This is a genomic window from Idiomarina sp. H2 (assembly GCF_004364275.1).
Taxonomy (GTDB): Bacteria; Pseudomonadota; Gammaproteobacteria; order Enterobacterales; family Alteromonadaceae; genus Idiomarina; species Idiomarina loihiensis.
This window is the reverse complement of the sequence record NZ_SNZY01000010.1, coordinates 39577-66181: the sequence shown is the minus strand read 5'-3', so window position 1 is coordinate 66181 and position 26605 is coordinate 39577. Positions and strand designations below refer to the sequence as shown.

Below are 26605 nucleotides of genomic sequence, written 5' to 3'. Positions count from 1 at the left end.
GTCCATGTCTCATGCGAAACTTTCATGGTTTAACCCCATACATTGGCTTGCGTTGGGTTTTGGCTCCGGTCTTGCTCCTAAAGCGCCGGGTACCTTTGGAACACTTATTGGTATTCCGGCCGTTTTTTTATTAGCTCCACTTAACTGGTGGGAATATTTGCTGGCTCTGGTGGTCATGACGCTGGCCGGTATTTGGATATGTCAGTATACCGCGAAGGCGATGGGTGAGCACGACCACCCTTCAATTGTCTGGGATGAAATAGTTGGCTATGCCGTTGCCATGTTCGCATTGCCTGTAGAGCCTTTTTGGTTGCTGTCGGCGTTTGTGTTGTTTCGTATTTTTGATATCTGGAAACCCGGCCCAATTGGCTGGGCAGATAAAAAGCTAAGTGGCGGCAACGGTATTATGATGGATGACGTGCTGGCGGGTATTTTCTCGGCGGTATTACTGCATTTAGGCTGGTGGCTGTCAGGCCTGCTGGGCTAAAGCAAACCTGACCTTGTCATACTTCAGTTTTTCTTAATAAAGTCATTCACCTGCCGCTCAATACCTGCGGCATCCAGACCCAGTTCGGCACGAACTTCACCTTGCGAACCATGTTTAATAAATTCGTCCGGTAAGCCTATTGTTAGTACTTGCGGGCTTGTTTTGTGTTGGGCTACGTATTCGCTCACGGCACTGCCTGCGCCGCCTGCTATAACATTTTCCTCTACAGTTACCAGCACTGAATGGGTTGTCATTAACTGGTCCAGACAAGCTGTGTCCAGAGGTTTTACGAAACGCATATCGACAACGGTGGCATTAAATTTGGCTGCCGCCGCTTCTACTTCAGGCAGCAGGGTACCAAAATTAAGGAAAGCAATATTCTGCCCTTCAGTAAGGGTTTGAGCTTTCCCTATATCAATAACTTTACCCTGACGAAGCTCCAGACCAACGCCGGCTCCACGGGGGTAACGAACCGCAGCCGGGCCTTTGTGTTGATAACCCGTGGTTAGCATGTCCAGACATTCTTGCTCATTGCTGGGAGCCATTACCACCATATTCGGTATGCAACGAAGGTAACTTAAGTCAAATGCGCCCTGGTGAGTGGGGCCATCGGCACCGACAATACCGGCACGGTCAATGGCGAAGAGCACATCAAGGTTTTGCAGAGCGACATCGTGAATGAGCTGATCATAACCGCGCTGTAAAAAGGTGGAGTAAATGGCGACAACAGGCTTCAGTCCTGAAATAGCCAGACCCGCTGCGTAAGTCACACTGTGCTGCTCAGCAATAGCTACATCAAAGTACTGTTGCGGAAATTGCTGTGAAAACTTCACCATACCGGAGCCTTCACGCATAGCCGGTGTTATGGCCATAAGTGACTTGTCGTTACCTGCGGTATCGCACAGCCATTGACCAAAAATTTCAGAATAGCTGGGAATACCTGGTGCTTTTTCAGGCAGGCTGGACTCTGTAGGATCAAACTTTGGTACACCATGGTAGCCAATAGGATCTTTTTCTGCAGGCCGGTAACCTTTGCCTTTTTGCGTCACAATGTGCAGCAATTGTGGGCCACCTAAACCGCGCATGTTCGATAACGTATCAACCAGCGTATCGACATCATGGCCGTCTATCGGGCCTATATAATTGAACCCCAGCTCTTCGAAAATGGTGCCCGGTGCCATCATGCCCTTCATGTGCTCTTCGGCACGGCTGGCAAAATGGCGAATATGAGGCAGCGGGCTAAGTAATTTTTTGCTGCCTTCGCGCAGCGAGGTATAAAAGCGACCTGACAATAAGCGGGCAAAATGATGGTTCAAAGCACCAACGTTTTCTGAAATAGACATGTCATTGTCGTTCAGCACGACCAGCATATCTGGTTTTATATCACCGGCATGATTCATGGCTTCAAATGCCATACCTGCGGTCATTGCACCGTCACCGATAATAGAGACAACTTTCTGTCGAAGGCTTTGTCTTTGCGCTGCGACCGCCATTCCTAAAGCTGCTGATATAGACGTACTTGAATGCCCGACTGAGAGCACGTCGTATTCACTTTCTTCACGCCAGGGGAAAGGGTGAAGCCCGTCTTTTTGACGAATAGAGTGCAACCGTTGTTTACGCCCGGTCAGTATTTTATGCGGGTAAGCCTGATGGCCAACGTCCCAAACCAGCTTGTCCTCTGGTGTGTGATACACATAATGCAGGGCAACCGTCAGCTCTACGGTGCCTAAACCTGACGCCAGATGGCCGCTGCTTTGGCTCACTGAGGTCAATAAAAACTGTCTAATTTCTGCGCACAGTTCCGGCAATTGCGTCCGTGGTAAACGGCGCAGGTCAGCGGGGGAATTAATTTTATCAAGTAACGGATATTGTTGAGTCATTCAGTTAGTGGTCCCGCTTTAACAGCAAGTCGGAAAATTGTTCAAGTCTGTCTGTATTGTAAGGGATATCGCTTAACGACTGTAGTGCTTTATGGTGTAAGTTTTGCAGGCGTTGCTGAGCACCTTCAATACCGAGCAAACGCACGTAAGTTGATTTTTCAGACGCGGTATCTGACCCCTGAGGTTTGCCCAGAGCTTCAGTATTACCTGTTACGTCGAGGATATCATCCTGTACCTGAAATGCCAGCCCCAGATAATGAGCGAACTGCTCAAATTTTTCCCGCCATTGTTGTGCATTGTCATTACCGCACAATACACCCATAGTGGCGGCGGCGGTTATCAGCGCGCCGGTTTTACTTAAATGCATTTGTTCTAGTGCGTCTTCAGTGACGATTTTAGCTGTCGCCTGTAAATCTATTGCCTGACCCGCACACATTCCGCGTGCACCGCTGGCTTTAGCCAGTACCTGAACCAATTGCAACTGCCGTTCACTGGGCAACCGCTCCATACGGTTTTCGGTTAAGACTTCGAAAGCCAGTGTCTGTAGCGCATCTCCGGCTAAAATCGCTGTCGCCTCGTCGTAAGCAATGTGGCAAGTTGGCTGACCACGGCGTAAATCGTCATCATCCATTGCTGGCAAGTCGTCATGAATTAAAGAATAAGCATGTATCAACTCAACAGCGGCAGCGGCTTGCAGAGCGTCATTCTTATTGGCGCCACAAATGTTGGCAACGGTCATCAGCAGATAGGGGCGAATACGTTTTCCGCCCATTAACACTCCGTGCTGCATGGCCTGGCTCAGCCGCGGGTTCAGGGTTAACTGCGCAAGCGTTTGCTGTAGGAAGGTATCGACTTGTTCTCGTGTTGCTGCTGTTAACGAGTTAATCGTCACATCAGTTCTCCATTGCTTTCATCATTTCCAGATTGCTGCTCAGCCAACAAAGTTGTTACTTTTTGTTCGGCTTGTTGCAGTTGTTGCTGGCTGGAGCGTGACAAGGCAATGGCTTGCTCAAATTTTTTCAGCGATTGCTCAAGCGGTAAATCGCCTTGCTCCAGTTCATTAACCAGCTGTTCTAGCTGCTCCAGAGCCTGTTCAAAGGATTGCTGTTTCTGTTCGTCTGCCATAGCTGAGTCTGCCTTAATATCTTTGATGAGCCGCATTGCTAATAGAATGAAAGCTAATTATCCGATAAAGAATCCGGAATGTCAGCCGATGATCTCATTATTCCTGTGTAAGATGAACAGATGTCGCTTGTAAGCGCGGCGCGATTGTTTAAGAATGAGCACAGCAGCATAAATGAAAACTCAAATCGGGGAGGAAGGCTGAGTGGATATAGCAACGCTCGTAGGAATTATCGGTGCCGTTGGCTTTGTCATTGTTGCTATGGTTCTGGGTGGGGATATTGGTCTGTTTCTGGATACTCGCTCATTCTTTATCGTATTCGGCGGTTCATTATTTATAACCTTAGCGAACTTTTCTCTGGGCCAGTTTCTGGGCACGGGGAAAGTGGTCGTTAAGGCGTTTTTCTTTAAAATTGAACACCCGCAAGAGCTTATCGACACGGCTGTGGAAATGGCTGATTCGGCGCGTAAAGGTGGCTTTCTGGCACTAGAAGAAGCGGAAATTCCGAATAAGTTTTTTCGTAAAGGCGTAGACATGCTGGTTGATGGCCACGATGCCGAAGTTGTCCGCCAAACCTTGTCAAAAGACATAAAGATGAGTTTTGCCCGCCACGAAGAGGGTGCCCGTGTATTTAAAATACTGAGCGATGTCGCCCCGGCTATGGGTATGATTGGTACCCTGATTGGCCTGGTTGCTATGCTATCTAATATGGATGACCCCAAAGCTATAGGCCCTGCCATGGCCGTTGCTTTGTTAACAACCCTTTATGGTGCCTTTTTAGCCAACGTTATTGCCATTCCTATTGCTAATAAGTTAGTGCTACGGGCCGAACAGGAAAAGCTGAACCGGCAATTGATACTGGACGCCATTTTAGGTATTCAGGACGGTCAGAACCCTCGTGTCATTGAAGGTATTTTACGTAATTACTTAGCTGAATCTAAGCGTATTGGTAACGAGGATGAGGACGAGTAGTTATGGCCTCAGAGAAAGTCAGAGACGAAGAAGAAGAGGACTGCAACTGTCCGCCAGCGGGATTGCCTATGTGGATGGCAACCTTTGCCGATCTCATGACCTTGCTCATGTGCTTCTTCGTGCTGTTGTTGGCTTTCTCCGAAATGGACGTGCTGAAGTTTAAGCAAATAGCCGGTTCAATGAAGTACGCTTTGGGCGTGCAGAATAAAATTGAAGTGAAAGACATTCCTAAGGGTACCAGTGTTATTGCCCAGGAATTCCGCCCCGGGCGGCCTGAACCAACGCCAATTGAAACTATTCAGCAGCAGACCGTGGAAATGACTCAGCAGATGCTGGAGTTCCAGGAAGGTGAGTCCGATTTTGCCGGTGGTCAGCAAACCGAGCGTGGCGGTCAGGAATCCGACAGCGCAGAAGACGCAAAAGAGGCGAAGGCAGAAAATACGGAAGCTATGACGCAAGTATCTAAGGAGCTTATGCGTCGTATCGAACAGCAGCTTGAGAATGAGATTAAAGCCGGTACGATTGAGCTTGAGCAACACGGTCAGCAAATTATTATTCGCATACGTGAACAAGGTTCATTCCCAGAGGGGTCTGCATTTTTGCAGCCACAGTTCCGGCCTATTATTCAGCAGGTCGCCGGGGCGCTGAAAGATATTCCGGGTGAGGTCACTATTTCTGGCCATAGTGATAATGAAAAGCTGGTATCGGAAATCTACTCATCAGACTGGGATCTCTCCAGTAAGCGTGCCGTTGCTGTTGCGGAAGAAATGCTGAAAGTGGATGGCTTTAGCGAAGATCGGCTGGTGGTGATGGGTTACTCCGACACGAAACCGTTGGTGCCGAATAACTCGGAAGAGAACCGTAAGCGAAACCGTCGTGTTGAAATATCGGTCATGCAGGGTAAAGCGGCAGAATCTGACCCGGTTGATGTAATAGACTGAGCGCTGGTTTCTGCCGGGCAGGACACGTATAATTGCCCACTTTCCTAAAGACTTGACGATTTAGCTATGAAGTTTGTTGTTCGCCTGCACGCTGAAATTACCATTAAAAGCCGTTCTGTTCGTAAGCGTTACGGTAAAGTACTGACCAATAACCTGCGTAAAATTCTGGCTCCGGTCGATGACTCGATATACGTCAAATGGCTGTGGGATCGCATCGAAGTTTCTGCTGATGGCGACGACTCTCAGGTGCGTAGTGAAATCAAAGAGATTCTGCAAAACACCCCCGGTATTTCCTGGTTTGCCGAAGTTATAGAGCGGCCGCTAACCGATTTTGATGCTATTGCCGAGTTAGTTGGTGAGCACTGGTTAAAGCGTTTACCGGGAAAAAGTTTTGCTATGCGGGTTAAACGTAAAGGTAACCACGAATTTAATTCACAGCAGTTAGAACGCTATGTTGGTGGTTATTTGCTGGAGCGTGTTCCGGATACTTCTGTAAACCTTTCTAATCCGGACCTGGATATTGCACTGCAAATTACTAATCAGATTGTTCATTTGGTTGGGGAGCGAGTGAATGGCTTAGGTGGTTTTCCTATTCCTACTCAGGAAACCGTACTGTCATTGTTAAGTGGTGGTTTTGATTCTGGCGTTGCAACCTATGATTTTATCCGGCGCGGCGCGCGGACTCACTTTTGCTTTTTTAATTTAGGCGGCGACGCCCATGAAGTGGCTGTGCGTCAAATAGCCTATTACCTGTGGAAGCGCTACAGCTCCTCGCACCCCATTAAGTTTATTAGTGTTGATTTTGCCCCTATTGTTGATGACATTCTGACAAACGTCGATAACGGCCAGATGGGTGTTGTGCTAAAACGGCAAATGCTGCGGGCTGCGGATAAAGTCGCTCGTTATGTCAAAGCGCAGGCGCTGGTAACGGGTGAAGCTATGGGGCAGGTATCCAGTCAGACCCTGTCCAATTTAAAAGTGATTGATCAGGCGACATCGGCGCTGGTTTTACGCCCGCTAATAACCAAAGACAAACAGGAAATTGTGGACGAGGCAAAGCGCATTGGCACCGAACCATTGGCTAAATCCATTCCTGAATATTGTGGCGTTATTTCTAATAAGCCCACGGTTAAAGCCATTCCGGCGGTTATCGAAGCCGAAGAAGCGAAGCTTAACAAAGATTTACTCGATCAGGTGGTACGGGCGTCAAACGTACTGAGCATGCAGGATATAGCGACGCAAACAGATGCAGAACTGGCGCTGCCGGATACCACAACGGAACTCAGTACCGACACAACCATCATAGATATTCGAAACGATGAAGAAATTGAAGCAGCACCCTTGTCAGTAGAAGTTGAGGTTATTGAAATTCCATTTTTCAAGTTAGCCTCTCAGTTTGCTGAACTGGATCAAAGCCGGGAATACTTGCTGTACTGTGATCAAGGAATTATGAGCCGGATGCAGGCTTTGTTATTGCACGAAAATGGTTATAACAACGTATCGGTTTATAAGCCCTAATTTAGAGAGAAGTAAACTATGCTGGCAAGAGCCCTATTTTTTGTTGTGTTATCGACAGCCACCTTTCTGTTTTTGTGGCAGTTTCCAAGTACCGGAGCTCAGAGCATTCCGCACCTGGATAAGTTGGTTCACTTTGGAATCTTTTTTGTCTTAGCACTGACGTTTCACAGAGCTTTTGCGTTGTCGGCTAAACTGTCGTTACTGATTTTAGTTTGCTACGGCTTTTTAATAGAAATAGCCCAGTCTTATGCGCCTGGCCGTAGTGCCGATGTTTACGATTGGTTAGCGGATGCCAGTGGCGTTGTAGCTTATTTTATTTTGCACCATTTACTAAGCAAGAAGTCGCGTTAACGCGACTTCTTCTTTTTATCCGTTTTCTTCTTCACTTTTTTCTTCGAGCGGGACTTTTCTGTCGACGGAAACTTATATTGAGGTTTTAACCCTTCAATAGTTCGTCTGTCTAGTTTGGCGTCCAGGTAACGCTCGACACGCCCCAGTAATAAAGCATCATGTGCTTCTACCAGCGATACGGCCGTTCCTTTTTGTCCGCCGCGGGCTGTGCGCCCAATTCGGTGCAGATAAACATCAGCTTGCTTAGGAAGGTCATAATTAACCACCAAAGTGATGTCGTCTACATCCAGCCCTCGCGCTGCAATATCAGTAGCAACTAAGGTAATTTCCGTCGTTTGTTTAAGCTCGTTCATAATGCGCTGACGATCACTTTGCGGCATATCGCCCCGCAGTGTCACAATTTTACGGCCGGTACCAAACTGGCTGCGCAGAAAGTTTGCAATAAGCTCTACGCGTTCACGTGTTCTGACAAAGACAAACTGCCGCCCGGGGTGCGCTTGAAGCACGCTCATTAACAGTTTTCGCTTATGTTCGTCGGTATCCGCTAAATGAACCCACTGAAGAATTTTACCGCGCTCACGTTTGGGAGGCTGCACATCAATGTACTCGGGTTCGGTTAATAACTCGCGGGAAAATTTAATCACGCCGGAGCTATTCAGCGTTGCTGACAGTAGCAATGACTGCTGACGATGACGTGCCTGCAGAGCCATTTCTTTGACCGTTGCGGCAAAACCCATATCCAGCATACGGTCGGCTTCATCAATAATCAGCCACTCAATGCCTTCCAGGTTGTACTGTTCGGCTTCAAGTAAGTCCATTAGTCGACCCGGTGTCGCAACCAGTATGTCGTGTGTCTTCTCTAATACCGACAACTGAGAACCATAGTTGATGCCTCCGGTGACAACCACAGAGGTTAACCCGGTTTTGGCCTCAAACTGTTTAGCCTGTTCATGGATTTGTTCAGCTAATTCGCGGGTTGGAGCCAATACCAGTATACGAGCTGGTCCTGGTTGTTGACGCGGAAAATCCAGCAAATGTTGCAGTGCTGGCAGCAGGAAAGCCAAAGTTTTACCTGTTCCGGTCGGTGCACTAATAAGTAAGTCGCGACCATCCAGGGCGGCAGGAATACTCTGTTGTTGTACTTTTGCTGGTTTGTTCAGTTCAGCATCGCGAAGAACCGCAATTAAGCGGTCATCGAGATCAAACTCTTCCCAGTCTGGCGTCATGTTATTTTCCTTGAAATCATCTTGTCTGCTGCAATTAACGTAGCAGCAATAAAGCGGAGTTAGTTGTCTGTAGCAGGCTAGTTGTGGTGCTGCCTACTAAAAACTGACGAATACGCGAGTGACCATAAGCTCCCATCACCAGAAGGTCAATATTGTGCTCTTCCTGGTACGCATGAAGTGCAGGCTCAACTTCGCCTGAGCGTATTTCAAATCGCGCATTATGTCCCAGCTCCCGCAAGTGGTTAGATGCTGCTTCGATGGACGCGCGACTGTCGTTGGTATCAGCTCCGACCATAACCAAATGTAACGGAAGGCCTCTGAAAATAGGGCTTTCCGCAAGCATGCGAATACCTTTACGGGAAGAATCACTGCCGTCGAATGCTAACATCACATTTTTAGGTTGAGTAAATTCTTCAGGTGCGACCAGAATAGGTTTATGCATGGTTCTTACAACGGTTTCAAGTTGGCTTCCAACGCGATTTGTACGGGTCGTCTCTTCGCCGTGGAGACCCATAACAAGCAGTCTCATTGAATCCTCAACTTCTAATAAGGATTCGGCCAGGTCGCCGTGTCGTTGGCGTAAGTTGATATGTTCGACGCCACTTTGTATCGCGCGCAATTTGGCACTTTCCAGCATGTGGTGGCCTTGCTCTAAGGCTAACTTGCTGCGCTGCTGATCAAGCTCAGCTAATTGCTCGAGCAGAGCCTCTTTGCTACCTAAGCCGATGTTACCTGTCATATTAGTCTCGGTGGGGTAACGCGCTTCGTCCAGAACATGAAAAAGCGTTAATGGCGTTTGTAAGCGTAATGCTGCCCAACTGGCGTAATCACAGACAGATTGAGTTGACGCAGAACCATCAATACAAGCAACAACATGTTTCATTATTAAATCCTTTTCCATTAGTGCCCGCCCATCAGCTTATCGACAGCGTCGGGTTTGTCATGTACGCCAAAGCGATCAACGATGGTCGCGCTGGCTTCATTAAGCCCTATAACTTCCACTTCAGCACCTTCACGGCGGAATTTTACTACAGCACGGTCAAGTGCATCGACGGCGGTGATATCCCAGAAATGGGCCTGACTGAGGTCGATGACAACCTGCTCAACCCCTTCTTTGAAATCAAATGCGCCAAGAAACTTTTCAGATGAGCTGAAAAACACCTGACCAATGACCCGATAAGTGCGTTTTATGCCGTCAGAGTCAATCTCTGACTTAATGTACAGGTAGTGTCCAATTTTGTTAGCAAAGAACATAGCAGCCAGCAGCACACCAACCAATACACCATAAGCCAGGTTATGCGTTGCAACAACGACTGCAACTGTCGTAACCATGACAATATTGGTGGACAGCGGATGTTTCTTTAAGTTCTTAATGGAACTCCAGCTAAAGGTACCTATAGAGACCATGATCATTACGGCAACCAACGCCGCCATGGGGATTTGCACTAGCAGTTTGTCCAGAACCAGAACCATAATCAGCAGGAAGATACCGGCAACTAGTGTAGACAACCGTGTACGACCGCCTGATTTCACATTAATAATGGACTGACCAATCATGGCGCAACCGGCCATACCGCCGAGCAAACCTGACCCTATATTAGCAATGCCCTGACCTTTACATTCGCGGTTCTTGTCGCTGGGGGTATCGGTTAAGTCGTCGACAATAGTTGCTGTCATCATGGACTCAAGTAAGCCTACTACCGCAAGCGCCGCCGAGTAAGGGAAGATAATAGCTAAGGTTTCGAAGTTTAACGGAACGTCAGGCCATAAGAAAATAGGCAGGGTGTCCGGCAATTTACCCATATCACCAACGGTACGAATATCCAAACCTAAGAATACGGCGACGATAGTTAGGGATACAATACAAATCAGCGGAGAGGGCAGTATTTTCCCAATGAAAGGTATGTAAGGGAAGCCGTAAATAATGGCTAGGCCAGCAGCTGTCATTGCGTATACATGCCAGGTTACGTCAGTTAGCTCGGGCAACTGCGCCATAAAAATCAGAATGGCCAGAGCATTTACGAAACCGGTGACCACCGAGCGCGAGACGAAGCGCATCAGCTCGTCCAGTTTAAGGTAGCCGGCAGCAATTTGCAGCAACCCGGTCAGTAAGGTGGCCGCTAACAAGTACTCAAGCCCATGCTCTTTGACCAGCGACGCCATAAGCAAGGCCATGGCGGCGGTTGCGGCAGATATCATCCCCGGACGACCGCCGGTAAAAGCAATAACAACGGCAATACAGAAAGAGGCATACAGGCCCACTTTAGGGTCAACGCCGGCGATGATAGAGAATGCGATGGCTTCAGGAATAAGCGCTAAAGCGACCACAATACCTGACAACAAATCACCACGTATATTAGAAAACCAGTTCTGCTGGATAGACTTCAACATAGATAGATAACACCAAATTTTAATCGTAATTATAAAGCGGCCGGAATGGCCAGAAAAGCAGAGAACAGCCTACTGCGCACCTGTGACAGGAAAGTGACGGCTAGGGTGGCGTAATACGCGTCAGCACGTAGGTGGCTCCTTATGGTTTGAGGCTGGTCAAAAAAAGAGCGCGAATTTTAGCATAAAATGTGCCAACTACAAGTGATTTCCACATCGGCGTAGCCTGACATTTACGTCAGGTCAGATATCGCACCTGACATAAATGTCAGGCTACGACATATCAGACGCGATGCTGCTCCCGCTCGGGCAAAAAGCTAATTGCTGCCGTGGATAATAGCAATAACAGTGTTGATATCATTAGGCAAGCAACCAGCCCCCATTGCTGATACACCCAGCCGGATAAAACGGTACCCATTAGACGCCCGGCTGCGTTGGCCATGTAGTAAAAGCCTACGTCCAAAGACACCCCGTCGGCGCGAGAATAAGAGACAATAAGGTAACTGTGCAGCGACGAGTTAATGGCAAACAGAATGCCGAACAAGCCTAAACCAATAATAATGCTCTGGGTAACAGGTAAGCCCTGCCACAGGGCCAGAGCAAGCGCGAGTGGACTCAGAGTCAGTAACGCATTCCATACCACGGCCTGAGTTTTAGGTACGTCATTGCCCGTTTTTGTGAATTTAGGCGCAACACTTTGTACAAAGCCATAGCCAATAACCCACAAGGCTAAAAAGCTGCCGACTTGCCAGTGGTTCCAGTCCAGCTGGCTGGCTAAGAACACCGGTAAGGCCACCACAAACCAGACGTCGCGTGCGCCAAAGAGTAAGAAACGAGCCCCCGATAAAATATTGATAGGCCGGCTTTTGGATAAAATGTCCTTAAACTTAGGCTTGAACTTTGCTTTGCCTGACTCTTTTTTCAGGAAAATTAAACTGACTACCCAGACCAGGCTAAGCATAACCGCCATGGCCAGCACCGCACCCTGGAAGCCAATTAACGTGAGCAGTAAACCACCAAGGAAAAAGCCAACGCCTTTTAAGGTGTTTTTTGAGCCAGTGAGTATGGCGACCCACTTATACAGCTGGCCTTGTTTGTCATCCGGCACCAGCAGTTTAATGGTGCTTTTGGCGCTCATTTTATTGAGATCTTTGGCAATGCCAGACAACGCCTGTGCGGCCATCACCCAAATGACGGTGAGCATAGAACCCGGTACCAGCAGCATGGCAAGCGCCACAATCTGTATACCGAGCCCAATGTTCATGGTGCGATTGAGCCCCCAACGAGCCCCCAGCCAGCCACCAAATAAGTTAGTGACTATGCCGAAAAACTCGTAGAACAGAAACAGCATAGCCACTTCCAGCGCACTGTAACCCAACTGGTGGAAGTGCAGCACCACCAGCATGCGCAGCGCGCCGTCAGTCAGCGTAAAAGCCCAGTAGTTACCCGTAACAATTAAGTATTGGCGTATAGCCGGCGACAGCTGACTGAGCATTAGCCGACTTTTTCCACCAGTTCAACTGCGCGGTTGGCATAACCCCATTCATTGTCGTACCAGGCATAAATTTTCACGTGCGTGCCGTTAATAACCTTAGTCGACAGAGCATCGACTATGCTTGAGCGAGGGTCGGTTTTGTAATCTATTGATACTAACGGACGCTCTTCATATCCCAGAATGCCTTTGAGTTCGCCTTCGGCGGCCTCTTTCATCCAGCCATTAATTTCCTCCACGCTGGTGGATTTCTTCACTTCGAACACGCAGTCGGTTAATGACGCGTTTGCTAAAGGTACACGTACTGCGTGGCCGTCGATTTTATCCTTCAGCTCCGGGAAAATTTCCACAATGGCCGTTGCTGAACCGGTAGATGTAGGAATTAAGCTCATGCCGCAGGCACGGGCACGGCGTAAGTCTTTGTGTGGTGCATCCAGAATGGTCTGGGTGTTGGTTAAATCGTGAATGGTGGTAATTGACGCGTGCTTAATACCAATTTTGTCCTGCAGTACTTTGACCACAGGTGCCAGACAGTTGGTGGTGCAGGACGCGGCGGTGAGTATCTGATGCTTTTCCGGATCGTAAAGGTGGTCGTTAACGCCCAAAACAATGTTCAGCGCGCCGGACTCTTTGACCGGAGCTGATACCACCACACGCTTAACGCCTTGCGACAGGTAGTCGTTGAGCACCTTCACGGTTTTCATTTTGCCGGAGGCTTCCAGAACCACATCACAACTACTCCAGTCGTTCTCGGCAATGGTTTTGTGTTGAGTGAAAGCTATGCGTTCATCACCAATTTGAATGGCGTTGTCCTGACCTTCGGCTTCATAGCCCCAGCGACCATGCACCGAGTCAAAATTCAGCAAGTGTGCAAAAGTAGCCGCATCAGCGCCGGGGTCATTCACCTGAACAATTTCCAGGTCAGGGTTTTCCCATGCCACGCGAAGCGCCAAACGACCAATACGACCCAAACCGTTAATTCCAACCTTAATCGTCATAAAAGACTCCTTTTTGTATTTCTGACGTAGCCTGACGCTATTGCGTCAGGTGAGATATTGAACCAAGAGCGCTGAGGTTACGGGAGCTACTGCGGAGGACGCCCGTGAATACATCCCTGTAGGGCTTGGGCAGCGCCATCCATGGCGCTGCACACCTCCACTGTAGCTCCCGTAACCGTCGGCGCGCTCAATGTTCAATATCCCCTCCGGCACTCAGCTTGCCGTTATTACGTCAGTAGTAGTATCTAACGTCTCACCTGACATAAATGTCAGGCTACGTCATTACAGGTAAACCCGTCCGGCAGCTTAATTAATAACTCAATAATAAAGGTAATAGCAAAAGTGCCGTACGTCTGTACCAATAATAGCTAGTGCTACCCACGCAGAGAGAAAACGTTCAAACACACCCATTATCGATATCCTTTATCAGTTGGGGGTTATAGTCGGCGGTGGTAATAATGATTTTACGCATCCAGTCAGGTAGTGCCGGATTCAGCTGGTAGTAAACCCAGCGCTGGTCTTTGCGGTCAATCAGCAGCCCATATTCGCGCAGCTGAGCCAGGTGGCGCGACACTTTAGGCTGCGACATGGCGGTAGCATCAACAAACTCGCACACACACAGCTCTTTGTGCTTGGCTAACAGGCTTATCATGGTTAAGCGTAGCGGGTCTGCCATGATCTTGAAGAAGTCTTCCGGTGCATTAAATAAATGTGGCTTGTCACTGTTCTTGCGCAAAATGAGCAAAAACATCTTAATGCGTTCACTTAACTCATGAGCGGTCTTCTTAAAGGCATTGGTTTTTTTGCTGCTTACCGGGTCGGGAAAGTCCCAGGCTATAAAGTGGTTCTCTTTGTATTGTAGCTGGCATTCAGAGCGGGCGCGGTCGCATAAGCTGATAACGTAATCAAATTCATCGATGCTTAAATCTGAAACGGCCTTTGAACTTAACCCTTCGGTACTAACCCCGAGGGCTTGCAGTGCTTCAAGAGCTTTAGGTTCAGGCTGGGTTGGCTCAGTGCCGGCACTGTAAACTTCCAGCTCATCATTACCAAACTGTCGCAAAATGGCTTCGGCTATTAAAGAGCGAGCCGAGTTGGCGGTACAGAGAAACAGAACCTTCGTGGTCATGGGTATCACCATATATTCGATATTTCATATATATGGTAGTTCGAATATGTAGAAGGTGCAACAGGATAGGGACTGAACCAAGAGCGCTGAGGTTACAGGAACCATTGTGGAGGACGCCCGTGAATACATCCCTGTGGAGGTGTGCAGCGCCATCCGTGGCGCTGCACACCTCCACAGTGGTCCGCTGTAACCGTCGTACGCGCTCCTGTTTCAGTCCCTATCCTAATATCAATGCCAGGCTGGATCTCGCAGGTGTAGATAGGGTAGGTTGCTCACTTGCAAGCGTTATGAATGTTGAGTCCCCTGTGGCGGAGTGTCGAAGGCCAAGGATGGCCTTCGTCAAGCGTTCATGGATGAACTCGTAGCGTCTCCGCCACAGGGGGGTCAATGTTCAAGCGAAGCAAGTGACAACCTGCCCTACAGCCCAAGCACCTCTTTGCCTTGGTCAAAGGTGACGTCTACCGGTATGCCGGCGTCGGTTAGTTTGTCCAGGTCGGCTTTTAGTTGCGGGCTGACAACGCCTAGCGTTGCAACCAGTTCAGCTACGCCGTTGTAGTCGCCGTCGCCCTGCAGTGTCAGTATTTTTTCTGACAGGCTGTTCATGGCTTCGCGCATTTTGTCCATATTAATGGCGTATTGACCGCTGGCGTTACGATCGAAAGCGCCTGCGTCGGCGAAGTAGTTAAAGCGAATCATGTTGGCTTTGCCGTGTGCACTTGAGGCACCAAAACGAACTGAGCGGAAAATACTGGCCATAAAGGTGGTGTAGTAGTCTTTCAGTTCGCCTTCGGTTAAAACGCCTTGCTCAAATAACTGAGTCACCATGTACAGACCCAGAATATCCGCTTTGCCTTCTTCTAAAGCAGAAGCGTGCTCTTTTAATGCTGAACGTACGGTGCCTTTGTCATTCAGGGTATTTTTAATGCCTAAGCCGTGAGCCACTTCGTGGAACATGGTGTTAGCGAAAAAGGCGTTAAAGGTAATGTCTTTACGTTGCTCTGGCACAATGAGCTGCTCGGCAATTGGTACTAGTATTTTATCGAACTTAGCTTGCATGGCATTTTTAAGCTGCAAACGACGTGTGCCTTTTTCTAACTGAACTTCTTCGTCATTAGGCAGGTTAATGGCAATGGTTTTGCTGCCAGCATTTGAATGGCCTGCGTAGTACACAACATCGTATGCGTTTAGCTGAGCGTTAGCGCCGGGTTTTTCTGCTTTGTAAGCGGGCTCAACCGGTAAACCTTCCTGTAACTGCGGCAGATACTCAGCATACTTTTCCAGACGCTGGCTCCAGGCCTTATCTTTTATTAACACGTAAGACTCAAAAGCGGTTTTGTAACCAAATAAATGGTCCTCATAATTTTCAATAGGACCGATAACCACATCAATATCGTTACCTGTCATGTCCATCCAGGCCATATCGGAAGGTTGGTATTCATTGCTTAAAAAAGCATCGGCGCGCAAACGCAGGTACTCTGAAAAATCTTTGTTTTCTGCTAAATCGGCAGCCTGGCGGAGTAAATCAGCGGCTTTAGTTAAAGACTCTTTATAAGCCTCTGAGTAGGCTACTGTTTTCAATTCGCCTTCATCGTTGCGACGCAACAACGTATATAAACTGTCTTTGTTCGCAAGCTCGGCGTTTTCAAATTCCGTTTTGGTCATGTCGGCAGGGTAAAAGTTGGCGCCTGCAGGTTTGTCTTCAAAACCGGTTAAGAAGGGCTGGTTATTGTTTAGCCTATCCCATGGTCCGTAGTTAATAACAGTAAACTCCCGGGCTTTTTCTTCAACCTGGTTTAAAAGTTTTTGTTTATCACCCGGAAACGCTTGCTGCCAAAATAGGTTGTCCATAATTTTTGACGCGTCTATGAGTAAACCGACCATTTTTTTCTGCTCGTTTGATAAATGCGACAGGTCCGTTTTTAGTTGGTAGGGTGTGTAGATATCAAGTCTTTGTTCTGCCCCCTCAACTAATTCGTAGTTATTTTGTTGTCCGCTATCAGGGTTTTGTGTGGTGGTTTGTGGCTCGCTGCAACCCATTAAAACCAGCGCTAGTGGTGCTAAGCTAAAAAGTGTTTTTTTCATAATATGACGTTTCTAGAAATTGAGTTGTTGTAAAGTTCTGTTAATCTACTTCCAAGCTTTTTCAGAAGCAAGAAAACCATAATAATAAGGAAATAAAATGTCATCGCAAAATGCACTATACATGCTAATTGACGAGCGACTCAGACGTGATGAATTAAAACTTCCCGGCTTACCTGAAACGGCAGAGCAAGTGCGCAACGCAGCCATGGACCCGGACTGCAACCTGCACGATCTCTGTCATATTATTCAGCAAGATACCGCGTTGACAGCACGGCTTATTCGCCTGGCGAATAGTGCGTACCTTGGCGGCAGAAACAAAGCCGAGAGCTTAATGCAGGCGTTAACTCGTATTGGTATGCGGCGCATTCGGACACTGGCATTGGCAATGGCAATGGAGCAGGTGTTTAAGCCGGACAATGACATAGTACAGATGTTTTCTCAGCAGTTTATTGTTGAAAGCAGAGAAATTGCGGCGGCAGCCGTTGTTATAACCGAAGACTTACAACACAGAGGAATTGGGCACCGGCTGCATCAGGACGTTGCATTGTTAGCTGGTATGGTGTCGCGCATTGGCGTTGCCCCAATTTTGCATATGGCGAATGAATTTGAAGATAGTTTCGCCAACCCTTCTTTTATTAAAGAGTGTATTACCCAGTTTAGCTCGACTTTAGGCAGTAATATTCTCAGCTACTGGCAATTTACGCCAAATCTGGTGCAGGTACCGCTGTGCTATTACAACGGCAGAATGACCTTAAACGATGCGATAACCGTGAACTATTGTGACATTGTGCATTTGGCTGGCTTGTTAACCGGAAACGTGAAACCTAATAAGGACAGTGTGACTTTGGTTGAGTATCAAATGCTGGGGGTAATTAAGACCGACGATTTTTGGCAGCAGGAGTCTGTGCAGAAATCCTACCGCCAAATGCTGGACTTGCTCTCTTAGCCAAAAGCTCTCTTTAAATCGTCAAATAGAAGCCCGACTTCGGCACTAACCAGTGCAAAGTCGGCGTCGATTTTTTCTTCCGGACTAGGGTCAACCAAATCATCTTTGGCGTCGAGCAGACGGTCCGTCGGCTTAACTCGTTTCAACGCCATATCCGACTCAATAATGAATTCTAAATTTTCCTGCCATACCAGACCTAAACGAGTGACTTGCTTGCCACCGGCTAAGTGTGCCTGAATGTCCTCACGGGTTAAGTCTTCCTGCTTGCAACGAATAATGCCACCGTCAGCTTGTGGCGAACGCAGTTCGGCTTCATCGCCAAACTCGAATGGGTTTGGTAATTCAGCACTTTGTAACCAGGCCGTAAGGTAAGTTTCAACTGCGTCACTAGGGCTTACCGGGCGCACAGGTAACGAACCGACAGAACCACGCAACAAACCTAAAAAGTCTTCGGCTTTATTGGCTGCTGACTCATCAATAGCAATAATTTGGCGGTCGAGGTCGATGTAACCCCAGCTTTGGCGAAAACGGCTGAATGCCTGTGGCAGAAGCTGGTGTATTAAATCTTCTTTTAAGTTTTGTTTTTCTTTGCGCGGCACCGAACGGCCTTCAGCTTCACTGATCTGGCGTACCTTTTCATCTAGCTGGGCGTTAACAACCGTGCTGGGAAGTACTTTTTCTTCTCGTTTGGCACATAGCAACCAGCAATTACCCAGGCTGTGAGTCAGTACTTCATTATCTGCGCCAAAAGGCGAAGACCAGCCAAATGAGCTTTGGTCCGAGCGCGAACAGGGGTGAAATCTGTGCTCAGATAATTGCTCAGAGAAATCATCAGGCAGGGAAAAGGTTTCGCTGAATTGATAAAAACGAAGATTTTTAAACCACATAGGTAAGCTGTTCCTGTCGCAACAAATAAAACAAAAATAAGGGCAGAGATTGTAGCCCGTTAGGGCTGAGCTGTCAGTTTAAAACCTGTACAGAAAATGAAAAGAAATAGCTTAAACCTTTACCGGGTTCGCTCTCAGCGCTGATTTCACCAGACAGTGTCTGAGTGACCAGGTTTCTGACAATATGCGTACCCAGGCCGCTGCCACCCTGGTCTCTTTTCGTGGTAAAGAAGGGGTCGAATAACCGCTTAAGTTGAGCTTCGGATAAGCCATTACCATTGTCAGAATAGTGAACCTGAAGAGTTTCGCCATCAAGCCGGATAGAAATGATCATAAGACCTTCACTAATCCCGTCAAAGGCGTGGCGTAGCGAGTTAAGAATCAGATTCGTGAAAATTTGCGATAAAGCGCCGGCCGGGCAGCGTATGAAAATGTCATCGGCACATTCAAGACGCACCTGATGGTTGGTCTTTTTAAGATGAGGCTGCAAAGACTGAACTAAGTCTTCGATATAGCTTTTCAGGTTAATGTCGCGGATAGCGTCCGACGCCTGGTCGACAGCCACTTGTTTAAAGCTGCTAATAAGATCGGACGCGCGGTGCAGGTTGCTGTCCAGTAAGTTAAGGCTTTCGCGGCCTTCTTCTATAAACTTCTTCAGTTGCGTTTGCGTCAGTTCTTTATTAAGCAGCGACTGATCCAGAGTGTCGAGTTTTTCGCGTAAGTAAGAAGACGCCGTAACGCTAATTCCTATGGGCGTATTCACGTCGTGCGTAATACCGGCAACCAGCCCACCCAACGACGCCATTTTTTCCGACTCAATAAGCTGTTGCTGGGTTTCCCGCAGGTTATTAAGGGAGGACTCCAACCGCTGGTTAGACTGGCGCAATGTGTTTTCAATTGCACGGCGCTGGCCAACTTCGCGCTCCAGTTTTTCCTGGCGCATTTCCAGCTCGTTCTTGCGTTGCTCAAGGTCAAGCATAACCTGACTTAAACTGGAGGTTTTGCGCGCGACTTCCTGTTCAAGTATGGCATTTTGTTCGTCCAGCTGGCGGTTAGCGGCTTTAAGTTTCTTTTGGGTACGGTCCAGATCCGACTGATATTCTTCAATATTATCCAGCAGCTGGTTATAGGCCTGCTCGACCAGCACCAGCTCGTTGTTGTGCTGATCGGCTAAACGAATTCTGGAGCGCTCTAAGTTATCCAGCCGGAACCCTTTAATTTGCTGAGTTAAGTCACTTAGTGGCCGGTTCAGCATGCGATTAAAGGCAATAGTGAAAAGTACAATAAGGAAGATACTTTTAATAATGGCATTACCGATAATAAAGCCAAGGCTCACTTTAATACGGTCAATAGCAATGTCGCGGGTCGAAAACAGGCTGACATCACCCACTTTGGTGGAGTGGCCCGAAAATTCAAATATGAGTGAATCGTAGTAGCCAAAAATACCGTTACGTTCCGGCAGAAGAGCACCTTCGCTATTGTCGTCAGGCAAGTCACTCATAGTTGTGGTTTCGCCCAGCTGCACCAAAATATTACCGGCATCGTCGCGGATAAGAACCCCGGCAATAGCGGGAATACTAATAAGGCCGTCGGCAATGGTATCAATTTGATTGCTGTTAAACTCCCAAAGCGAACGAGTAAGAGAGCCATTAAAGGTGCTTTGCTGGTTTTGCAGTTCGGCAATCAGTACTCGTTTAGTATCAAAGTATTCGGCTCCAATTTGTATCGCGGTCACAATTAACGTCAACAAAAAGTAGACGGAAAGCACGCGAGTTAATAAGGAGGATGAAATACTTTTGATTGCCATAGACTGAGGTCAACGAGTTGTACAGATAGGGATAAACTAATTCATTGACTGAAATAACGCAATAAAGCAATCCGGCCAATAAAAAGCACTGACACAAAAATGACATATTAAAGTCATTAAGCTGTCACGAAAAGTCACTAAAGTCGCCACAAATTAATTCACAAAGGTCATAACTTATGAAGTTAATTACTTCTGCTGGCGCTTTAGCTGTTGCAGCCTTAGTCGCGGCTCCGGCTTATTCGCAACAGGACACACTGGAACCTGTGGTTGAGCAGGCTTCCTCTATCAATGAATCTGCTCGTCAGTCGCAGCTGACTATAGACCAAATTTCCGATGATATGCAGGAACGACTGCAACAGTATAAACGCATCATGAAAGAAATTGATGGGTTAAAGGTTTATACCGCACAAGTCGAGCAGCAAATCGATAGTCAGGAAAGCGAAAAAAGCGATATCAATAACTCTATTGATCAGGTCAGTTATGTTGAGCGTCAAATTACTCCCTTGATGTTACGTATGATTGACTCGCTTGAGTCTTTTGTTGAATTGGATGTGCCGTTTTTGCAAATAGAGCGAAGTGAACGCTTACAGCAGCTGAACGACCTGATGGAAAGAGCTAACGTTGACGTTTCTGAGAAGTTTCGTCGGGTTATGGAAGCTTACCAGATAGAGGCTGACTACGGTCGCAACATTGAAGCTTATACCGCCGAGCACGAAATTGATGGTCAGCAACAAGACGTCACCTTCCTGCGTGTGGGTCGTGTCGCGTTAATTTATAAAACCCGCGACGGTGAACATCTTGGATTGTGGAATCAGGAAACGCGCAGTTGGGAAGAGCTTGATAGTAAGCACTTACCTGCAGTTGAAGAAGCTATTCGTATTGCCAGAAAACAACTGGCACCAGATTTACTGATGATGCCTTTGTTCGCAAATAAATCGACCAGTTCCACTAACAACAGCGCCGGGCAATAAGGGGTGGTAGCCATGAGATTAAGTAAGCATATTGCAAAATGGTTTTCAGCGACGGTATTGGCAGTCACTTCTGTTACCGCCTTAGCAGCACCAGCTCCGCAAGACCCAATTAACCTGGATGAGCTTTTGCAGCAACTGCAACAGGGAAAGTTTTCTCAGTCGCAGAACAATAAAGAACGTGAACAGCGTTTTCGTGAAAGAGAGCAAGAACAAAAGGCCATGCTTGAGGCCGCTATTGCCGAGCGCAATCGTCTGGAACAACGAGCGGAACAACTGGAAACTCAGTTCGAGCAGAACGAAGTTGATTTGGGCAACCTGAGCGATACTTTAACGCAGCGTATGGGCTCACTAAAAGAGCTATTCGGTGTGCTGCAGCAGGTAGCTAACGATGCCTCCAGTAACTTTGAAAACTCAGTTATTTCTGCTCAGTTCCCTAACCGTGCCGAGCGGTTATCCGAACTTGCTGAACGTATGGGGTCTTCGTCTAAGCTGGCCTCTATTGAAGACATTGAAAGTGTCTGGTTTGCGTTACAACAGGAAATGACCGAGTCAGGTAAAATCGCGGAATTTGCCACTCAGGTAACTGAGGCCGATGGTGACAAAGAAGAGCAACAAGTGGTTCGTGTTGGTTCGTTTAACTTAGTGTCAGACGGCAAATACCTGGAGCGCATGAGTTCTACCGGCTCTGTTGCTGAGCTGGTTCGTCAGCCATCAGGGCGTTACCTCAGTACCGCAGAAGAAATTCAGCAAACTGACAGCGGCGTTGTGACTTTTGGCCTCGACCCCACCGGTGGTTCAATTCTGAGTCTGTTAGTTCAGGCGCCAAGTTTGGGTGAACGTATTGATCAGGGTGGAACCGTTGGTTACATCATTTTAGCTCTGGGTGCTATTGGTCTGCTGTTTGCACTGGAACGCTTTGTCTCGCTAATGCTGCTGGGTAATAAAGTGAAGCGTCAGCTGAAAAAAGATAAGCCGAGCGATGATAACCCGCTGGGCCGGGTGATGCTGCTGAAAGACAAGTATCCGCAGGCTGACACTGAAACCCTGGAATTGAAGCTTAGCGAAGGTATTTTACGCGAAGTGCCTAAAATCACCCGCAACCTGACGTTTATTAAGATTATTTCAGTAGTCGCACCGCTGATGGGTCTGCTGGGAACCGTAACCGGTATGATCAATACCTTCCAGGCTATTACCTTATTTGGTACGGGCGACCCGAAACTAATGGCTGGCGGTATTTCGCAGGCATTGGTAACAACGGTGCTGGGTCTGGTGGTTGCGATTCCAATGACGTTACTGTTCGCGACTTTGCATACGCGTAGCAAAAACCTGATTCATATACTGCAGGAACAAGCATCCGGCATTATCGCGGAGCGGTCTGAGCGAGGAGAGTAACCGTGTTATTCCTCATTGAATTCAGTAATGCAATTAGAGATTTCATCGAGGCCGGCGGACAAGTTCTGCTGGTCATCGGAATCCTCATTTTTACTATGTGGCTGATGATTCTTGAACGTATTTTTTATTATCTCAACGGGCACCGTAAAAATGTGAAAGAAACGCGGCAACGTTGGAAGCAGCGTGAAGACAAGTCGTCCTGGAATGCCGAGCAAATTCGGCAGGCAATGATTTCCCGCGTGAGTCTGGCATTAGGTGGAAACCTACCGGTGATAAAAGCGTTAGTTGCACTGTGCCCTCTGCTGGGTCTGATGGGTACCGTAACCGGCATGATCGAAGTGTTTGATGTGATGGCTGTGACCGGAACTGGCAGTGCCCGCTCCATGGCGTCGGGTGTTTCTAAAGCCACCATTCCGACTATGGCGGGTATGGTTGGTGCCTTGTCGGGAGTGTTTGCCGCAACCTGGCTACAACGCACCACACGTCGTGAACGCATGAAGCTGGAAGATAAAATTTTATTGGAACGTCACTAAGGTGATGTCGAGGACAGGATTATGAAGCAGCATTTTGCCAATTTAGTTGAAGAAGAAGAAAGTGCTATCGATATGACACCGATGCTGGACGTGGTGTTCATTATGTTGATTTTCTTCATTGTCACGGCTTCTTTCGTCAAAGAAGCGGGTATTGATGTGAACCGCCCTGATGCGGCCACCGCAGTGCAGAAAGACCGCGCCAATATCTTAATCGCGATAAGTGAAAACAACGAAATTTGGATTGATAAGCGCCAGGTGGATGTACGGGCAGTGCAGGCTAACATAGAGCGTTTGTACGCGGAGAACCCGCAGGGGTCTGTGGTGATTCAGGCGGATCAGGAATCAAACACCCGGGTGTTAATTAAGGTAATGGATGCAGCCCGCTCAGCGGGGGTTTACGACGTTTCTGTAGCAACGGATGAAGAGTAAATGATGAGATTCCTGGCAGCATTACTGGTTGCAGCTTTTGTCACCATTGGTTTGTTTTACCTGATGCAGTCCTTGATCAGTGGTGGCGAAGGGGCAATGAGCGAACCGCCGCGAGGCAGCGTGCTGGACTTTGTGCGCACGCCTGAACCTGAAGAAGTGCAGGAAAAGGAGCGCAAACCTGAACGCCCTCCGGAACCCGAGCAGCCACCGGAGGACTTACCTCAGCCGCAGATGAACAATGATATTGCGGAAACTGATGGTGGGGCGGGTTATGACTTTTCCGCGAATATGGACAGCGGTGCCGACATTGGCAGTGGAATGTCGTTGCAGGCAAGCGACGGCGAGTATCTGCCTATTGTTAAGGTTCAGGCGGCGTACCCTCGCAGAGCCTTGCAACGTGGTATAGAAGGTTATGTGGTGGTGGAGTTTACCGTAACCAAACAGGGATCGGTGCGAGACCCGGTCGTGGTAGAAGCCGAACCCGAAGGAATTTTCGATCAGGCCGCGATGGATGCCGTACTGAAGTTTAAATACAAACCTCGGGTGATTGATGGCGAGGCGGTGGAAGTGGACGGTGTTCGCAACCGCATGACCTTTGAAATGAACTGATTGGGTGACTTATGAAATTTAAACTCATTGCTTTTGCGGCTTGCAGTTGCTGGCTGGCTTTTGCCCACCCGGTGCTGGCACAACAGACTGAACGGGTTCCGGCGTTACGGGAAAAAGTATACGGACAATTGGCCCGCGCTCAGGAGCAGGCGGATAACGGCAACCTCGCCGAAGGTATTTCGATACTGGGCGAAGTGGCCGAAAAAGCCGATAGTATGAACAGCTACGAACGCGCCATGATGTGGAACTTTTACGGTTTCATGTATTACGAACAGGGCAATACCAAGGAAGCTATTAACTACTTTGAAAAAGTTGTGAAAGAGTCGCCTATTCCTGAATCTTTGGAAAAAAGCACGCTGTACAGCCTGGCTCAACTTGCCTTAAGTGATGGCCAGTTCCAGCGCGCAATTAGCTTTTTAGACCAATGGGAAGGCCTTGCGGAAGAAGGTGAGATGGGTAAAGCCTGGGTGTTAAAAGCACAAGCTTATTACCAGGCTGATAAACACCGGGAAGCTTTGTCTCTAATTGATAAAGCCATTGCAGCTGTCGATGCAGAAAACAAAATACCAGATGAAAACTGGTTGATTTTAAAACGCGCATTGCACTATGAACTGGAGCAGCCGCAGCAGGTAGCTAAGGTTATGGAGCGTTTAGTGACCAGTTACAGCAAGCCGGAGTATTGGGTGCAACTGGCAGGTGTTTACGCGCAGTTGGAACAGGACGAGAAACAGCTGGCGGTACTGGAAGCCGCGCATCAACAGGGGTATATCGAAACAGGCAGTGAGTGGCGGCAGTTAGCTCAGGCTTATTACTTTAATGAATTGCCGTACAAAGCGGCAGAAACCATGCAGGAAGCTATGTCTAAAGGCAAAGTTGATGCCTCTGTCGATAACCTGAAATTTGTGGGTCAGGCCTATACTCAGGCTAAAGAGAATGAAAAAGCCATTAGTGCCTATAAGAAAGCTTCGGAAAAAGTTGAACACGGAAACTTTGCGGCGCAAATAGCTCAGCTGTATTTAACTTTGGATAACAATGAAGCCGCTGTGGAATATGCAGAACAGGCCTTTAATAGAGGTGATCTGGATAACGAAGGGAATCTGTATCTGGCTGAAGGCATGGCCTTACTGAATTTAAAGCGTTACGACCAGGCTATTGAATCTTTTAAGCAGGCAGCTGAAATTGAAGGCGTGGAGCGCTCGGCAAAACAATGGCTTAAGTACGCGAAAAGCCAGCATGAGCAGCAACAGCAAATGGCAAACTTACAATAAACGAGTATTTATAACCTTATCCCAACAATACTGTCATTTGATTGACTAAAAAACGAAAAAAAACTGTAAGAAATTTTCCATTCATTATAATGTGCGCGAAATTTATACAGTTTTATTGTTTTGGGTGAGGATAATGATGAATAAGTACTCGGTTCCGTTATTGATTGCTGCCACCGCAGCCAGCTTTTCGGCTTTCGCTAATAATGATGACAGTTTAACGGTTTATGGCCGGGCAAATGTTTCGTTTCAAAGTAATGACTATGGTTTTGGTTCTGAAACCGAGGTGGTGAGTAATTCATCACGCTTTGGTTTTAAAGGTGCCAGCGAACTGGAGTCTGATTTAGAAGTCTTTTATCAAATTGAGTTTGGCGTTGACTTAGCCGACTCAGATGATGACGAAGACGCAGTGACTAACCGTGAACAGGTTGTCGGCTTGCGCGGTAACTTTGGTAAAGTAATGATAGGCCGTTACGATACCTTTCTGAAGGACTCTCAGGGTTCTGTAGATGAGTTTAAAGATTTTGAAGCTGACTTAAAAAGTTTGTTCAAGGGTGAGAATCGCCCGGACAATACTTTGACTTATTATTCTCCTTCTTATCAGGGGTTTAGTTTTGGTGTTACTTACATAGCGTCAGAAGATGACAATGTTGATGACGGCTTTTCGTTCGGTCTGTTGTACGGTGACAGCAAGCTAAAGAAAACCAAGTACTACGCTGCGCTAGCCTTTGATCGCGACGTGAATGGTTATGATGTTACTCAGTTAACAGGTGCCACTAAATTTGGAAAAACTCGGGTTGGTGTTGTACTGCAGCAATTTGAAACCATCAATGGGTCATACGACTCTGACGGTTACCTGATAAGTGCTGCTCACCCATATGATAACTGGGTTTTTAAAGCGCAGTATCAGGCCATAGATGATGACACAGATAATGACGCTTCATTATCTGTGGGTGCCGATTACTTCTTCAGCGGCGACACTCGCGTTTATGCCTGGTACACCGGCCGTGAGTGCGACATCAGCCTCTATTCTACTAAGGGTTGCGGCGCAACACCGGGTATCGAGCAAGACTTCTTTGCTGTAGGTATTCGCCACGATTTTTCCTGGTAAGCGCTTTCTCCTGCAGAAAAACACAAAAGTAGCCTGACACTCTTTGTCAGGCTACACTATAGCGGTCA

The 26605-nt window shown here is 47.7% G+C and carries 25 protein-coding genes; 13 read left to right on the top strand and 12 right to left on the bottom strand.

Annotated features, from left to right (window positions below; translation table 11 throughout):
* Window positions 1–4 precede the first annotated feature (4 nt).
* Window positions 5–487, top strand: a complete 483-nt coding sequence (locus DET62_RS12700) for a phosphatidylglycerophosphatase A (protein ID WP_110014131.1) — start codon at window positions 5–7, stop codon at window positions 485–487.
* 23 nt (window positions 488–510) lie between these two features.
* On the opposite strand, the gene dxs is transcribed toward DET62_RS12700, so the two are convergent.
* From dxs to DET62_RS12685, 3 genes are read right to left on the bottom strand one after another with little or no spacing between them, the layout of a single operon-like run.
* Window positions 511–2367: a 1-deoxy-D-xylulose-5-phosphate synthase gene (gene dxs / locus DET62_RS12695; protein WP_110014130.1), complete on the bottom strand. Its 1857-nt coding sequence runs from the start codon at window positions 2365–2367 to the stop codon at window positions 511–513.
* A 4-nt stretch (window positions 2368–2371) separates the two neighbouring features.
* Window positions 2372–3259, bottom strand: a complete 888-nt coding sequence (locus DET62_RS12690) for a farnesyl diphosphate synthase (protein WP_110014129.1) — start codon at window positions 3257–3259, stop codon at window positions 2372–2374.
* A complete protein-coding gene (locus DET62_RS12685; RefSeq protein WP_011235364.1) occupies window positions 3256–3492 on the bottom strand; it encodes an exodeoxyribonuclease VII small subunit in 237 nt (78 codons plus the stop codon). Before DET62_RS12685 ends, DET62_RS12690 begins: the two co-directional genes overlap by 4 nt.
* A 202-nt stretch (window positions 3493–3694) precedes the next feature.
* Between DET62_RS12685 and pomA the strand changes: the two genes are divergently transcribed.
* The 4 genes from pomA (at window position 3695) to DET62_RS12665 (ending at window position 7272) form a co-directional block, all read left to right on the top strand.
* Window positions 3695–4462 carry a flagellar motor protein PomA gene (gene pomA / locus DET62_RS12680; protein WP_110014128.1) on the top strand — a complete coding sequence of 256 codons (768 nt, stop codon included), beginning with the start codon at window positions 3695–3697 and terminating at the stop codon, window positions 4460–4462.
* Window positions 4463–4464: 2 nt separating this feature from the next.
* Entirely contained in the window at window positions 4465–5403 is a 939-nt protein-coding gene (locus tag DET62_RS12675) for a flagellar motor protein MotB (protein WP_110014127.1), read from the top strand.
* A 66-nt stretch (window positions 5404–5469) separates the two neighbouring features.
* Complete coding sequence (gene thiI, locus DET62_RS12670) at window positions 5470–6921, top strand: tRNA uracil 4-sulfurtransferase ThiI (RefSeq protein ID WP_110014126.1); 1452 nt, start codon at window positions 5470–5472, stop codon at window positions 6919–6921.
* A gap of 18 nt (window positions 6922–6939) precedes the next feature.
* Window positions 6940–7272, top strand: coding sequence for a VanZ family protein (locus DET62_RS12665; protein WP_011235360.1), 333 nt, complete (start codon window positions 6940–6942; stop codon window positions 7270–7272).
* Here DET62_RS12665 and srmB read toward each other — a convergent pair.
* From srmB to DET62_RS12630, 7 genes are all read right to left on the bottom strand, one after another.
* Window positions 7269–8498, bottom strand: coding sequence for an ATP-dependent RNA helicase SrmB (srmB, locus tag DET62_RS12660; RefSeq protein WP_011235359.1), 1230 nt, complete (start codon window positions 8496–8498; stop codon window positions 7269–7271). The two genes, DET62_RS12665 and srmB, sit on opposite strands and share 4 nt — an antisense overlap.
* 34 nt (window positions 8499–8532) lie before the next feature.
* Window positions 8533–9381, bottom strand: coding sequence for a universal stress protein (locus DET62_RS12655; protein WP_110014125.1), 849 nt, complete (start codon window positions 9379–9381; stop codon window positions 8533–8535).
* A 17-nt stretch (window positions 9382–9398) separates the two neighbouring features.
* Complete coding sequence (locus DET62_RS12650; protein WP_110014124.1) at window positions 9399–10889, bottom strand: SulP family inorganic anion transporter; 1491 nt, start codon at window positions 10887–10889, stop codon at window positions 9399–9401.
* Between the two features lie 280 nt (window positions 10890–11169).
* On the bottom strand, window positions 11170–12381 hold the full coding sequence (gene arsJ / locus DET62_RS12645; RefSeq protein ID WP_110014123.1) for an organoarsenical effux MFS transporter ArsJ: 1212 nt from the start codon (window positions 12379–12381) through the stop codon (window positions 11170–11172).
* Window positions 12381–13376, bottom strand: coding sequence for an ArsJ-associated glyceraldehyde-3-phosphate dehydrogenase (locus DET62_RS12640; RefSeq protein WP_110014122.1), 996 nt, complete (start codon window positions 13374–13376; stop codon window positions 12381–12383). Before DET62_RS12640 ends, arsJ begins: the two co-directional genes overlap by 1 nt.
* Before the next feature lie 397 nt (window positions 13377–13773).
* Window positions 13774–14505, bottom strand: a complete 732-nt coding sequence (locus DET62_RS12635; RefSeq protein WP_243735022.1) for a metalloregulator ArsR/SmtB family transcription factor — start codon at window positions 14503–14505, stop codon at window positions 13774–13776.
* Window positions 14506–14922: 417 nt separating this feature from the next.
* Window positions 14923–16587 carry a Zn-dependent hydrolase gene (locus tag DET62_RS12630; protein WP_110014121.1) on the bottom strand — a complete coding sequence of 555 codons (1665 nt, stop codon included), beginning with the start codon at window positions 16585–16587 and terminating at the stop codon, window positions 14923–14925.
* Window positions 16588–16684: 97 nt separating this feature from the next.
* Here DET62_RS12630 and DET62_RS12625 point away from each other — a divergent pair, with 97 nt between their 5' ends.
* Window positions 16685–17533, top strand: coding sequence for an HDOD domain-containing protein (locus DET62_RS12625; RefSeq protein WP_011235350.1), 849 nt, complete (start codon window positions 16685–16687; stop codon window positions 17531–17533).
* On the opposite strand, the gene rdgC is transcribed toward DET62_RS12625, so the two are convergent.
* Together rdgC and DET62_RS12615 are read right to left on the bottom strand one after the other, a co-directional pair.
* Entirely contained in the window at window positions 17530–18420 is an 891-nt protein-coding gene (gene rdgC, locus DET62_RS12620) for a recombination-associated protein RdgC (protein ID WP_110014120.1), read from the bottom strand. The two genes, DET62_RS12625 and rdgC, sit on opposite strands and share 4 nt — an antisense overlap.
* Before the next feature lie 73 nt (window positions 18421–18493).
* Window positions 18494–20227 carry an ATP-binding protein gene (locus DET62_RS12615; protein ID WP_110014119.1) on the bottom strand — a complete coding sequence of 578 codons (1734 nt, stop codon included), beginning with the start codon at window positions 20225–20227 and terminating at the stop codon, window positions 18494–18496.
* A gap of 176 nt (window positions 20228–20403) precedes the next feature.
* On the opposite strand from DET62_RS12615, the gene DET62_RS12610 reads away from it, so the two are divergent.
* From DET62_RS12610 to DET62_RS12580, 7 genes are all read left to right on the top strand, one after another.
* Entirely contained in the window at window positions 20404–21198 is a 795-nt protein-coding gene (locus DET62_RS12610; RefSeq protein ID WP_110014118.1) for a DUF3450 domain-containing protein, read from the top strand.
* A gap of 12 nt (window positions 21199–21210) precedes the next feature.
* The gene (locus DET62_RS12605) at window positions 21211–22590 is read left to right on the top strand and encodes a MotA/TolQ/ExbB proton channel family protein (protein ID WP_110014117.1); all 1380 of its coding nucleotides are present in this window, start codon (window positions 21211–21213) and stop codon (window positions 22588–22590) included.
* A 2-nt stretch (window positions 22591–22592) separates the two neighbouring features.
* Window positions 22593–23123 (top strand): MotA/TolQ/ExbB proton channel family protein, encoded by a 531-nt coding sequence (locus DET62_RS12600; protein WP_110014116.1) that lies wholly within the window; start codon window positions 22593–22595, stop codon window positions 23121–23123.
* 21 nt (window positions 23124–23144) lie between these two features.
* Complete coding sequence (locus DET62_RS12595) at window positions 23145–23552, top strand: biopolymer transporter ExbD (RefSeq protein ID WP_110014115.1); 408 nt, start codon at window positions 23145–23147, stop codon at window positions 23550–23552.
* A 3-nt stretch (window positions 23553–23555) separates the two neighbouring features.
* Window positions 23556–24161 carry an energy transducer TonB gene (locus DET62_RS12590; RefSeq protein WP_181396975.1) on the top strand — a complete coding sequence of 202 codons (606 nt, stop codon included), beginning with the start codon at window positions 23556–23558 and terminating at the stop codon, window positions 24159–24161.
* Between the two features lie 11 nt (window positions 24162–24172).
* On the top strand, window positions 24173–25429 hold the full coding sequence (locus DET62_RS12585) for a tetratricopeptide repeat protein (RefSeq protein WP_110014113.1): 1257 nt from the start codon (window positions 24173–24175) through the stop codon (window positions 25427–25429).
* Window positions 25430–25562: 133 nt separating this feature from the next.
* The gene (locus DET62_RS12580; RefSeq protein ID WP_243735024.1) at window positions 25563–26537 is read left to right on the top strand and encodes a porin; all 975 of its coding nucleotides are present in this window, start codon (window positions 25563–25565) and stop codon (window positions 26535–26537) included.
* The last annotated feature ends 68 nt before the right edge of the window (window positions 26538–26605 follow it).

Bases quoted from the DNA above. Each gene is read 5' to 3' on its own strand.
- DET62_RS12685 (WP_011235364.1), bottom strand. From the start codon at position 3,492: ATGGCAGACGAACAGAAACAGCAATCCTTTGAACAGGCTCTGGAGCAG.
- DET62_RS12655 (WP_110014125.1), bottom strand. From the start codon at position 9,381: ATGAAACATGTTGTTGCTTGTATTGATGGTTCTGCGTCAACTCAATCT.
- DET62_RS12640 (WP_110014122.1), bottom strand. From the start codon at position 13,376: ATGACGATTAAGGTTGGAATTAACGGTTTGGGTCGTATTGGTCGTTTG.
- DET62_RS12595 (WP_110014115.1), top strand. From the start codon at position 23,145: ATGAAGCAGCATTTTGCCAATTTAGTTGAAGAAGAAGAAAGTGCTATC.
- DET62_RS12590 (WP_181396975.1), top strand. From the start codon at position 23,556: ATGAGATTCCTGGCAGCATTACTGGTTGCAGCTTTTGTCACCATTGGT.
- DET62_RS12665 (WP_011235360.1), top strand. From the start codon at position 6,940: ATGCTGGCAAGAGCCCTATTTTTTGTTGTGTTATCGACAGCCACCTTT.
- DET62_RS12700 (WP_110014131.1), top strand. From the start codon at position 5: ATGTCTCATGCGAAACTTTCATGGTTTAACCCCATACATTGGCTTGCG.
- DET62_RS12585 (WP_110014113.1), top strand. From the start codon at position 24,173: ATGAAATTTAAACTCATTGCTTTTGCGGCTTGCAGTTGCTGGCTGGCT.
- DET62_RS12615 (WP_110014119.1), bottom strand. From the start codon at position 20,227: ATGGCAATCAAAAGTATTTCATCCTCCTTATTAACTCGCGTGCTTTCC.
- DET62_RS12610 (WP_110014118.1), top strand. From the start codon at position 20,404: ATGAAGTTAATTACTTCTGCTGGCGCTTTAGCTGTTGCAGCCTTAGTC.
- DET62_RS12625 (WP_011235350.1), top strand. From the start codon at position 16,685: ATGTCATCGCAAAATGCACTATACATGCTAATTGACGAGCGACTCAGA.
- DET62_RS12650 (WP_110014124.1), bottom strand. From the start codon at position 10,889: ATGTTGAAGTCTATCCAGCAGAACTGGTTTTCTAATATACGTGGTGAT.
- rdgC (WP_110014120.1), bottom strand. From the start codon at position 18,420: ATGTGGTTTAAAAATCTTCGTTTTTATCAATTCAGCGAAACCTTTTCC.
- DET62_RS12580 (WP_243735024.1), top strand. From the start codon at position 25,563: ATGATGAATAAGTACTCGGTTCCGTTATTGATTGCTGCCACCGCAGCC.
- DET62_RS12605 (WP_110014117.1), top strand. From the start codon at position 21,211: ATGAGATTAAGTAAGCATATTGCAAAATGGTTTTCAGCGACGGTATTG.
- thiI (WP_110014126.1), top strand. From the start codon at position 5,470: ATGAAGTTTGTTGTTCGCCTGCACGCTGAAATTACCATTAAAAGCCGT.
- srmB (WP_011235359.1), bottom strand. From the start codon at position 8,498: ATGACGCCAGACTGGGAAGAGTTTGATCTCGATGACCGCTTAATTGCG.
- DET62_RS12630 (WP_110014121.1), bottom strand. From the start codon at position 16,587: ATGAAAAAAACACTTTTTAGCTTAGCACCACTAGCGCTGGTTTTAATG.
- DET62_RS12635 (WP_243735022.1), bottom strand. From the start codon at position 14,505: ATGACCACGAAGGTTCTGTTTCTCTGTACCGCCAACTCGGCTCGCTCT.
- arsJ (WP_110014123.1), bottom strand. From the start codon at position 12,381: ATGCTCAGTCAGCTGTCGCCGGCTATACGCCAATACTTAATTGTTACG.
- DET62_RS12675 (WP_110014127.1), top strand. From the start codon at position 4,465: ATGGCCTCAGAGAAAGTCAGAGACGAAGAAGAAGAGGACTGCAACTGT.
- dxs (WP_110014130.1), bottom strand. From the start codon at position 2,367: ATGACTCAACAATATCCGTTACTTGATAAAATTAATTCCCCCGCTGAC.